The 11,120-nt window shown below is 65.7% G+C and carries 8 protein-coding genes; all 8 read right to left on the bottom strand.

Translation table 11 applies throughout. From position 1 onward, the window contains the following. Positions 1–15: 15 nt before the first annotated feature. Positions 16–1,905 carry a long-chain-fatty-acid--AMP ligase FadD32 gene (gene fadD32 / locus ACSYG9_RS11380; protein ID WP_454842940.1) on the bottom strand — a complete coding sequence of 630 codons (1,890 nt, stop codon included), beginning with the start codon at positions 1,903–1,905 and terminating at the stop codon, positions 16–18. Positions 1,906–2,555: 650 nt separating this feature from the next. Continuing rightward, positions 2,556–3,512, bottom strand: a complete 957-nt coding sequence (locus tag ACSYG9_RS11375) for a cutinase family protein (RefSeq protein WP_440127250.1) — start codon at positions 3,510–3,512, stop codon at positions 2,556–2,558. A 31-nt stretch (positions 3,513–3,543) separates the two neighbouring features. After that, positions 3,544–4,107, bottom strand: a complete 564-nt coding sequence (locus ACSYG9_RS11370; protein ID WP_440127249.1) for a DUF732 domain-containing protein — start codon at positions 4,105–4,107, stop codon at positions 3,544–3,546. 156 nt (positions 4,108–4,263) lie between these two features. Next, entirely contained in the window at positions 4,264–6,159 is a 1,896-nt protein-coding gene (locus tag ACSYG9_RS11365) for an alpha/beta hydrolase-fold protein (RefSeq protein ID WP_440127248.1), read from the bottom strand. A 250-nt stretch (positions 6,160–6,409) separates the two neighbouring features. After that, positions 6,410–7,420, bottom strand: coding sequence for an alpha/beta hydrolase-fold protein (locus ACSYG9_RS11360; RefSeq protein ID WP_440127247.1), 1,011 nt, complete (start codon positions 7,418–7,420; stop codon positions 6,410–6,412). Positions 7,421–7,765: 345 nt separating this feature from the next. Next, positions 7,766–9,706 carry a flagellar motor control protein ZomB gene (gene zomB, locus ACSYG9_RS11355; RefSeq protein WP_454842939.1) on the bottom strand — a complete coding sequence of 647 codons (1,941 nt, stop codon included), beginning with the start codon at positions 9,704–9,706 and terminating at the stop codon, positions 7,766–7,768. Between the two features lie 4 nt (positions 9,707–9,710). Next, entirely contained in the window at positions 9,711–10,616 is a 906-nt protein-coding gene (locus ACSYG9_RS11350; RefSeq protein WP_440127245.1) for a decaprenyl-phosphate phosphoribosyltransferase, read from the bottom strand. Next, positions 10,613–11,104: a phosphatase PAP2 family protein gene (locus ACSYG9_RS11345; RefSeq protein ID WP_454842938.1), complete on the bottom strand. Its 492-nt coding sequence runs from the start codon at positions 11,102–11,104 to the stop codon at positions 10,613–10,615. The genes ACSYG9_RS11350 and ACSYG9_RS11345 overlap by 4 nt, the downstream gene beginning before the upstream one ends. Positions 11,105–11,120 lie beyond the last annotated feature (16 nt).

The following is an 11,120-nucleotide window of genomic DNA, read 5'->3' as shown; positions in this document are numbered from 1 at the left end:
ACAGAGGACAATTTCTTACACGCTGTCGGGGAACGCCTGCTGCTGGTATCCACCACGCAGCGTTCCCTCGATGTAGGCGGCCTTGCATGCCCGCCGCGCAATCTTCCCACTCGACGTGCGCGGAATGGATCCGGCCGGTACGAGAAGCACATCACGCGCGGTCACGCCGTGTCGCGCGGAGATCGCGGCACGTACGGCGTCGGCGATCGGCTGCGGGTCTGCCTTGCCAGCGCCAGGGGCGCGCTCGGCAACAATGACGAGTTGCTCGGACGAGTCGTCGGTGTCGAACTGCAGGCCGGAGGCCGAGTTGTCGAACACGACCTTGGGCAGCTGGTTCGCAGGCACCGCGAACGCGGCGACGAAGCCCGGGCGCAGCGCGGAGCTCGCTTCCTGAGCGGAGAACTCGAGATCCTGCGGGTAGTGATTGCGGCCGTCGACGATCACGAGGTCCTTGACGCGCCCGGTGATGTACAGCTCACCGTCGACGTAGACGCCGTAGTCACCCGTGCGCAGCCAGTTGGCGTCTTCGGCCGTGCCTTCGGCCTGGCTCTTCTCTGCGACCCGCTTCGTGATCCTGTTGTGGAAGGTTTCGGTGGTCTCGTCCTTCCGACCCCAATAACCGATTCCGATGTTGTCGCCGTGCAGCCAGATCTCTCCGACGTGACCTTCCGGAGCCTCTGCGCCGGTCTCGGCGTCGACGATCGCGGCCCACTGACTACGGGCGACATAACCACACGAGACCTGCGGGATCGCGCCAGGCGCATCGCGGTCGACAAGTACGACCCGGCCGGCGTTGAGCTCGTTGCGGTCCACGTAGAGGACCTTGGCTTCTTCGGAGTTCTTCGTCGAGGACACGAACAGCGTGGCCTCGGCCATGCCGTACGACGGCTTGATCGCGGTCTTCGGCAGTCCGTAAGGCGCAAACGCCTCGTTGAACTTGCGCATGGACGACGTCGTCACCGGCTCGCTGCCGTTGATCAGCCCGATCACGTTGCTCAGGTCGAGGGCCTCGCCGTCCTTCGGGACGCCGCGCGCTGCCGCGTGCTCGAACGCGAAATTCGGTGCGGCCGCGAACGTCCCTGCTCCGTCGGAGACCGCTGCGAGTTCACGGATCCAGCGGCCGGGCCGCTGAACGAAGGCGCGGGGACTCATGATCGTGATGTATTTGCCACCGATCGCCGGGAGGATGACGGTGAGCAGGCCCATGTCATGGAACAGCGGCAGCCAGGTGACACCCCGAGAGTTCTCGTTGAGCTCCATCGAGTCGGCCATCTGGATCACGTTGGTGAGCACAGACCGGTGGGTGATCTCCACGCCGGCGGGCACTCGCGTCGATCCGGACGTGTACTGGAGGTATGCAATGTCGTCGCTGGTCGCCTCAGGGCGCTTCCATGAGTCGGCGACGGTGTCGGGAATCGCGTCGACGGCAATCACGCGGGGGCGCTGTGCAGCGGGGAGGGGTCGGAAGAACTGGCGCACACCCGCAGCGGACGAGGTGGCAGTGAGGATGGCGCTGGGCGTGCAGTCGCCGAGGACAGCGTGCAGGCGGTCGGTGTGCCCCGGCTCGTCCGGATCGAAGAGCGGCACGGCGATGACACCCGCATAGATCGCTGCGAAGAACGACACCACGTAATCGAGGCCCTGGGGCGCAAGGATCGCGACGCGGTCGCCGGGACTGGTGACCTGCTGCAGCCGAGCAGCGATCGCACGGAGCCGCACACCGAACTGCGCCCAGGTGAGCTCGTCCACATCGCCATCACGGTTGCTCGAGTAATCGATGTACCGGTAGGCCAGCTCGTCACCGTTCGAGGCAGTGTGCTGCTCGAGGTGATCGAGCAACGTGCTGCCGTCCGGCAGTTTGATCTGCCCGTACTCATCGATGAACTCTTCGAACCCGACGCTCAATTCCTTCTCCCTGTCGAAGCGATCCCACAACCACTCGACATGGTTGCGCCCCATTTACGTTGTCCGCGCTACCGGATCGTCGTGCCTGCACAGCACTCACAGCCTCCGGCAGTCAACCTGCCAGTACTGTCCATCGATCCGAGATCACGAATATGTTACAGATCGGCTCAGCTCGCTCCCCCCGCGAGCAGCGGATCGTGTGGCGCGAACCCTTCCGTCCGAGATGGGAAGCACCAAAGATACGACACCCGGTCTCCCATTCGCGAAATGCGGTCTCGTTCGGCGGTCTGTTCGGACACACCGGTTGCGAGATATACAGATTCGCCGCCGGTGCCGCTGCATCGGCAGCGCATGCCGTCGCCGCATCGGCAGTGCACACAGCCCGGCCTTCCCTTCGGAAGCGTGGGCCGGTTCTCGGTGTGCCTCCCGCTCGACACGACTTTTCGTGACGAGGATCATTCCGATCTGCCCACCGTTTCCCAAGCTCTCAGCCGGTGACGGCACAACATTCATCCCCTCCGGTCCCTCACGGTATTGCCCGCGGCCTCCCCCGGCCTCACGAGCGCCGCTCGTGCCTGGGCACGCAGCGGCCATCGGTCGATTGTACCGGGTACGTGACCCGGGACACTACCCGCTGGTAACCGAGGGGGTCACTCTTCCGGCGGATGTGGTGCGGATTCGATCTTCTCGGCAGCCCATCCGGTGATCCACTGGGTCGCAGTCGTGCCCGATTCATCCACAACGAACGTGTTGTACAGCGCGTGGATCGGGTTGTTGACGTACTCGAGAACGCGAGGCGCAGCGGTCATCCAGTTGGTCGGGTTGAGCGCATCCGGCGGAGCATCGCAGATGCTGTCGGACGGTGCACAGATCTGGAAGGTGCGATCGTCGAGTGCACCGAATCCGCCAGGGCGCTCACCGGTCATCGTGATGCCCGGAAGCCTCAGACCTGCGAGCGAGAGTTCGGCGCCGACTCCCGCGACCGGCGGGCCGATATCGATGCCGGAAACCCCGTCACGACGACCGTCCGCGATCAACGCGACACCGAGAACACGGTCGGCGGGGACCGGTCCGTTGCCCGCGCCGATCTGGGCCGCGACGTCCCCGGTGATGACCGCGCCCTGGGAGAACCCGGTCAAGACGTAAGTGGTGAGCGGGCACTCCGCAGACCGGCCCGCGAGGAATTCGTTCGTCGCGGCGGTTCCGGCACTACGGCTGTTGTTGTAGGACTGCTGGCCGTCGGGCGGGAGCGCAACCGGATTCGAGAACTGAGCGACGTACGGGACCGTGTAGACGTCGGCGCGCTGGGGGTCGAACTGTTCCTGCAGCGGTCGCGTCACGTTCAACATCAGCGACGCAGGGTTGGCCGTCGGGTTGTACGGGTCGTCACCGACCGCGGACTCCCACGTACCGGGCACCGCAACCACCTGGACGTCGGGGCAGGACGCAGGCTGCGACTGCGGTTCCTCCTGTCCGGGCGGCACTACCGGCCCGGGAACATCCAAGCGCCCCGCGAGCATGTACCAGAGAGCCAGCACCAGGACCAGAAGCAGCAACGCCCCGAGTACGACGATACTGCGCCCGCGACGCCGCTTCGTTCTGGCCATCAAGTGCTTCTCCCTCTATCTGCAGTGCCTGTCAGCTGCAGTATGTGTCGTGGGCGACCGAAATGTACGTGTCGGCGGTCGCGGACGCGTCCTCCTCGGTGATCTCCTCACCGGCAGCGACGGATCCGCTACCGACGAGAGCTGTCACCATCGTCTTGATCTCGTCGGGATTACCGCCCTGGGCCTCGGCCCCGCAGACGTAGTCCGCGATTGCGATCGCGCTCGCCTCGTCGGAGGGCTCGACGCCCTCCTCGCGCAGCGCGGCGAGGAACGCTTCCCCGCTCTCGCTCGGGGCAGGCTGGGACCCTGCCGGCGGCGCTGTCGCTGCTTCGCCCGGGCTCGTCGGGGCAGCGGCGGTGCCCTCGGGGTCTGTGCCCTCGGCATCGGAGGCGTCCGGAGTGGGGGTGCCGTCCGCATCTTCCGAGGCGGTCGCCTCGGCAGAGGTCGTCGCCGAAGCGGTGGTCGTCGTGGTCGAAGGAGTATTCGTGGCCGTCGAATCGTCGCTACCGCACGCGGCCAGCACAGCCGCGGAAGTCAGGGCCGCGGCGATCGCTCCGAGGACGCGGGTCGAGCGGGAGCGGGTCCGTGCAGGCATCTGGGGTGTCCTCACATCCGGAATTCGAGTGATCTGAACTGGGCTCGGTCCAGGCTACAGAGCGCACACGGTGCCGGCCGGAGCGCCTGCTCCGACCGGCACCGTGCGTCCTACGACGTCACCCGATGTTGGGAATCACGGAGGGGCTGTACAGAATCACGGATGGACCGTGGGTACGTCACCGACGACGGAGACCGAGCCGTGCTGGAACTTCTGCTCGATTCCACCTTCGATCGGCGTCTCGTCACCGATCGGATAGCCGAGCCGACCGTTCTCGGCTCCCTCGGCCACCCAGGCCTCGAACACGCGGCCACGCACCGGCCATGCGCCGCTCTGATGGGTCCAGTAGATGTTGCCGTGCTCGAACTCGGAGAACCGCCCGTCATCCTTGATCACGTGCTCGCTCGACTTCGGATAGCCGAGCACCCCCGTCTCGTAGCCGAGTTCGCCGTATTTGCCCAGAATCTTCCCCAACACAGCGTTGGCGCCGGTCGCTTCGGTCCAGTACATCGCGCCGATCTCGAATCCCTGAACGCTGCCGCGCTGATCCGGGGTACCGACCTCGTCGAGCACCGGATATCCGAGCGGACCGGCTTCCCAGCCCTGCTTCTTCCATTCTTCGAAGATCGCGCCTTGCACCGCGCGGGCTCCGTGCTCGGGAGTCCAGTAGATGGCTCCGTTCTGGAAGTGATTGAAGCGACCCCTGCCATCGGCCGTGCCGCGTTCTTCTGTCGTCGGGTATCCGAGCCGTCCGGCAGGACCGCCCACGCTCTGGTACTTGCCGCCGATAGCACCCGCGACAGGAACCGCGGTGCTGCCGGACGAGAACACCCGGCCATGCCGGAAGTCCTGCACTGAGCCACCCGCGACGGGATACTCGCGCGTCAGGCAGTCGCCGAGCCAAGGATTCGCGGCCGCGACATCGCCGAATGCGCCGAGCGGGGCGCACTCGGGTTTCTGGGTCTCGACACCGAGCGTATTGGCGAGCTGCGGCCACAACTGGTGCAGCTCGAACTCCCAGTACGGCCACGAGTGCGTGCCGGACGGCCGGTACACGATCTGCGCGGGGATACCGAGTTTGTTGAGCTTCGTCGCGAACGCCTGAGAGGTCAGGCGAGACAGGATCTCGAGCCCCATGCCGGCATAGTTGGTGCTCACGCCGGGAACCGCGGTCGGTTGATCGTACGGACCCGTGCTGCCGCTGCCACTCGAGACATACATGCTCACACCGCGGAGTTTCTCGGCGAGCAGATACGGGTCGTGGGACTCCCATCCTTCGCTGCCGGGTTCGCCCCACATCGCGTCGACGTCGAATCCGCCCGCGTCCTGCATGGCGTAACGAATCGCCTCGGGCATCCCGAGTGTCGTGGTGGTGAGAATCCCCGACAGCGACCCCGCGAATTGGAAGAAGCCCTCGTTGCGGGCAGCGAGGAACATCGCGGCGGTGCCACCCATCGACAGGCCGACCACCCCGCGCTTGTCGGTGGTACGCCAGTCCTTTTCGAGGATGGGCGGCAGTTCCTCGGTCAGGAAGGTCTCCCACTTGTAGGTCTGACCGTTGTTCTGATCGAGCCAGTCGGCGTAGAAACTCGACTGGCCACCTACCGGAAGCACCACGTTGACGTTCTTGTCTGCGAAGAACTGCTCGGCGTCCGTCTCGAGCGTCCAGCCGTTCTCATCGTCGCGAGCGCGGAGACCGTCGAGCATGAACACCGATGGGAACCTGGCCTCGGGCGTGAGGTTCCAATCTCGCGCGAGCAGAAGCTGCACCTGGATCGGCGTGCCCATCGAGGGCGAATCGATCCAGAGTGCGACGCGTCGGTCGGTTAGCCAGTCGACCTTGCGTACCGTCGCACCGGACGAGTCCTGCGTCGCAGCCGGGCCGGACTCGGCGACCGACGGCTGCGCCGTCGCCACCGCAACTGTCGTCAATCCTGCCCCGACCGGCGCCACGAGCGCCGCAGCGACGAGCCCGAGCAGACGTCGCTTCGCCGTCGCCCCGGCCGTCCCCTGGTTCGGCCTCCCCCGATGGCCACCATGCACAGTTCGCATCGACTTCGCTCACTTCCTGCATTGCGGTGTTGCAGATCGTCCGCAGAGCGGACTCGGTATCGCGGGAGCCGGCCCTCGATCGGATCGGCCACGCCCGAATCCTGTTTCTACACGTCGAGCAAGGTGATGTGAGGGAGCCGCGCTGTGACAGGTGAGAAAATTGTTATCGAATGCACGAAACCGCCCGACCGCTCCGTGAGGAGCAATCGGGCGGCGACGTCGAAGCAGTGTGCTTGGCCTGGCAGTCAGATCAGTGCGCGTTGAGTGCGTCCAGGATCTGCGGGCGTGCCTTCCACAGCTCGTCCTCCCAGTACTTCCACGCGTGGGTTCCGCGTGACGGGAAGTCGAACGTGGCCGGGATGCCCAGGGTCGCGAGCTTGACCTGGAATGCGCGGGTCTGGACGAGGGACAGCGCCTCGAGGCCCATGGCGTTGGCCGTGTTGTAGAAGCCGACCAGGCCCTTCGGGTTGTCGTGCTGACCGGGCAGACCGCTGGCCGCCGAAATGTACATGGACAGGCCCTCGAGCTTGGGCGCGAACACGAACGGGTCGTTGCGCAGCCACGCGGGGTTCCACGGCGGGCCCCACATCGAGTCGACGTTGAAGCGGCCGGCGTCGAGCATCGCGATGCGGATGGCCTCACGCATACCGGGGGCCGACAGGTTCAGGTAACCCGACAGCGACGACGCGAACTGGAACTGGTCGCGGTGGTACGCGGCCAGGGTCAGGGCAGCGGAACCGCCCATCGACAGACCCAGGATGCCGTTGTTGCTACGCGAGACACCGCGGGTTTCGAGGTATGCCGGAAGCTGCTCGGTGAGGAACGTCTCCCACTTGTAGGTGATGTCCTGGCCGTTGAAATTACTCGGTGAGTACCAGTCGGTGTAGAAACTCGCCTGGCCGCCGACCGGCATGATGAGGCTGACGTTGTCCTGCGAGAACTGCTGCAGGGCGTTGGTCTCGAAGGTCCATGCGTTCGCGTCGTCGCGGGCACGCAGTCCGTCGAGCATGTAGAGCGCCGCGTCGCCACCGCGTGCGGCCCACTGGATCTGAACCTTGATCGGACCCATGTCCGAATCGACGAAGACCTCTTCGAAACCTCCGGCAGGCGCGCGATGCGAAACCGGCGCGGCCTGGGCCGGTGCGGCAACTGCCGCGGTCGTTCCGGCAACACCTGCAGCAACAGGAAGCACGAGCGCTGCGGCGGCGGTGCCGAGCAGGCGCCTGCGAAGGCCCTGCGACAACCTAGGGACAAAACGCATGAACAATGCTCACTTTCTCGATCTGCGGCGTCCGCGTCTGCGTCCCCCGACGGATTTCGGCGGCGGCGACCGGGTGAAGGTCGCCTTCAAGTCACACTGCGGTCAAGACTGTAAAGGACAGCGTGATCTCTGACAAACCCCGATTCCCAAGGTCTTGAGCTTGCCTTGACTACTTCGTCGCTCGCCGAGGGTACGAACGTTACATCTCCGTTATCCGGCGTGATCTTAGCGAGACCTGCCCGAAGGCCGCGCGCCGGGTCGACCGAACGGCCGTGCAACGCAGAATGTCGCATCCCTCCAGGTCAACTGAACGAATACGACATTCCTCCGAAAACTGGCGGGATCTTAGCCTCGCGGCACCGGCATTTCCAGACCGCAGCGCTGAATCTCATACTTGGGCACTCGCTCGATGCGATAGCCGGAATATTCGAACGCGTTACGAAGATTCCGCTTGAACAGAGGCCAAGTGAGCTCTGCGCTCGACGACGCGAGCAACTCCTGCGTTTCCGGGCACGTCAGCGCCACATGGGCCATGGCAACCCAGTCCTCGTCGAGATAGGCGGGCATCCACGGGTGGACGTCCACCATGCCCGAGTCCGCGATCACCCAATCGGGATACAGGATCTTGTCGTGCCCGATCCGTCCGTCCTCGAGTCGCTCGGTGTGGGCCGCGAGCGGATAGGCGAGGCCCATCTGGTCCACGACCCGCACATCCAGGCCGACGTTCATGCTCGTCATACCGAGGTTCAGGAAGTACACCGTGTGCCCGGCACCGCCCGGTGGGATCGGCAGCGGTGGCGGAACAACGTCCCACACGTCGTACGAGGCCGTCGACAGCAGCAACCCGCCGTCCGGGGTGTTCTCGATCGCCTCGACCATTGCGCGCATGCGGGGATAGTCGAGGTAATCGCTCGCGAGGATCGGATGCGAATGCCCGGTGTTGAGCACGTAGAACGCGCGCTCGTCGACGATCCCCGACCTGCCCACGACCGCGCCCTCGGGCATACCCGTGGTGTTGGACGCGAAGAATGCCCAGATCACCGTCCCGAGCCACAGCAGCGCCATCCCACCGGCCATGCGGGTGCCGCGATTGTTTCCGATCTCCGACCGATCCGGCACCCGCAGCGGCACGACCGCAACGGGAAGCAGGAAGCAGAACAGCGGGGGCAACAACACACGACCGTGCATGAAGTCGCCGCCGACGCGCATCGAGTAGAGCATCAGCAGCAGACCGGCACCAAGGGCGAAGAACACGACGGTCGTCGGAGTTCGCAGCGCCCGCTGACCACGCAATACCCACGCCCGAAGGTCTGTCCCCGATTCCGGCGACACGGCACCGCCACCGGCCGGGGCCCGCGTGGTCCACAACACCACCGCGGCGACGACTGCCAGGAACAGCACCGGCAACCACAGCAGGTACGGACTGACGAGATTGCCGAGGTACTCGAACCCCTGCGACCACTTGGCTCCGCCCGCGTCCTTGGACACGGCCGTGTTCGGGTACGGCAGACCGTAATAACCCATCCGCCAGACCTGGTACGTCAGAGGCACCAGTCCCGCGACCGCAACCATCGCGACCCGCACCCGCCATGTCAGTCCCTGCGCGAGGAACAACATGGCCAGTGCCCCGGCGGCGAGAATGGCAAGTTCCGGGCGCACGAGCGGACCGAGACCCGCGATGAAGGCGGTGACGAGGATCTGGGTGGTGCCGGGCAGGTCCTTCTGTGTCGAGTCGGGTGTCGCCCACCTCACGAGTAGCAGCCACAGCAACGCGATCCAGCAGATCACCAGGCAGGTCTCGAGCCCCGATGTCGCGAAGTCACGCGCGGGTGGCACTGCGATGTAGACGAGTACTCCCGCAGGCAGCAGGAGAACCGTCCCCGTGGCGCTCCGTAGGCGCCACCGGTACATCCGCGCGGCGGCGAACATGGCCAGCACGATCGCACCCGTCGACAACACGAGGGCGATCGTGAGCACCACGTATTCGAGCCGGATTCCGCTCAGCTCTCCTGCCGCGTAGACGAGGTACGTCCAGATGGTCGACGTATTGGCCTCGACCCGCTCACCACTGTTGAACACCGGGCCGTTGCCCGCCATCAGGTTGCGCACGGTGCGCAACACGATCAGGCCGTCGTCGGCGATCCAGCGGCGTTCCCACGCCCCCCAGAACATCAGCAGTGCCGCGATCACGACACCGCCGGCGAAAACCCCCGTCGCGAGGCGACCCGACCGGGCGGGCAGATCGGTGCTCGGTCTGCCCGCCACGCTGTCGTCGACGCCGTCCACGACGTCAGAAGAGGTAGACAGCACCGCCGACCACCACGATCCACACCACCGCAAGGAACTGCAACACGCGGTCGCCCAGTGCAATCTCCTCGGGCTCACCGGCATCTCCACCGTCGACATCCACGGCGTATCGCAGGATCGCGACGACGAACGGGACCATCGAGATCGCGTACCAGTTGGAGTCGGCGACGTTGTCCTGCTCGAACGCCCACAGGCCGTAGCAGATCACCACGGCTGTGGCGGCAAGCGTCCACACGAACCGCAGGTACGTCTCGGTGTAGTACTCGAGCGACTTCCGGATCTTCGCACCCGTCCGCGTCGCGAGCCGCAGTTCCGCGTATCGCTTACCCGCGGCCATGAACAGCGATCCGAACGCCATGATCAGCAGGAACCACTGCGACAGCGGGATCTCGGCGGCCACACCGCCTGCGATCGCACGGATCAAGAAGCCCGACGAGACGATGCAGATGTCGAGGACGGCCTGATGCTTGAGACCGAAGCAGTACGCGAGCTGGATGCCGATATAGACGGCCATCACCACCGCGAGCTGCCAGTTCGCAAGGAACGACAGTGCGATCGAGGCGACGAGCAGCACGACGGCCAGGATGTACGCGAGCCGCAGCGGAAGCACGCCCGCCGCGATCGGCCGGAACCGCTTGGTCGGGTGTTCCCGGTCGGCTTCGACGTCCAACGCGTCGTTGACGAGGTAGATCCCTGACGCCGCCATGCAGAACACCACGAACGCAAGCGCGACCGGCAACAACACGGAAGATTCCGTGACGGACCCCGCCGCCATCGGCGCCGCGAGCACCAGCACGTTCTTGACCCACTGTCGTGGGCGCACCGCCTTGACGATTGCCGCTGGAAGGCTCTTGGGGGCCTCCGAGACGGGTGTCGGTTCCTCGCTCATCGCTCTCCAAACTTCTTCTCTGCCCGCGCCACCACAGCAGCGGACGCCGCCCCGAGCGCAGCACCGGCCAGGACGTCCGTCGGATAGTGCACACCGAGAACGAGACGCGACAACAGCATCGGCGGCACGAGCATCGCCGGAAAGGGTAGCCCGGTGGCGCGCGCCATCAGCACGGCCGCTGCCGTCGTGGACGTCGCGTGCGACGACGGGAAACTCAGCCGACTCGGCGTCGACACGTTGACCTGCAAGGACGGATGGTCCGGACGTTTACGGCGAACGACACGCTTGATGACGATCGACGCTGCGTGCGCTCCGACCGCCCCGACCGCGACTCCTGCCCACCGGGTGCGCCGCTTCGGATCCACCAGTGCTCCCGCCGCGCCGATCGCGATCCAGCCGAGCGCATGCTCGCCGAAGTGCGACATGCCGCGGGCGATCGAGGTTGCTCCGGGCAGAGTGCCGACGGTGCCCTGGACCGTCTGCAACATACGCACTTCGAGCGGC

The sequence above is a fragment of the Rhodococcus sp. SJ-2 genome (assembly GCF_053750035.1).
Note: the sequence above shows the minus strand (reverse complement) of the source record. Positions and strands in the feature narration are given on the sequence as shown.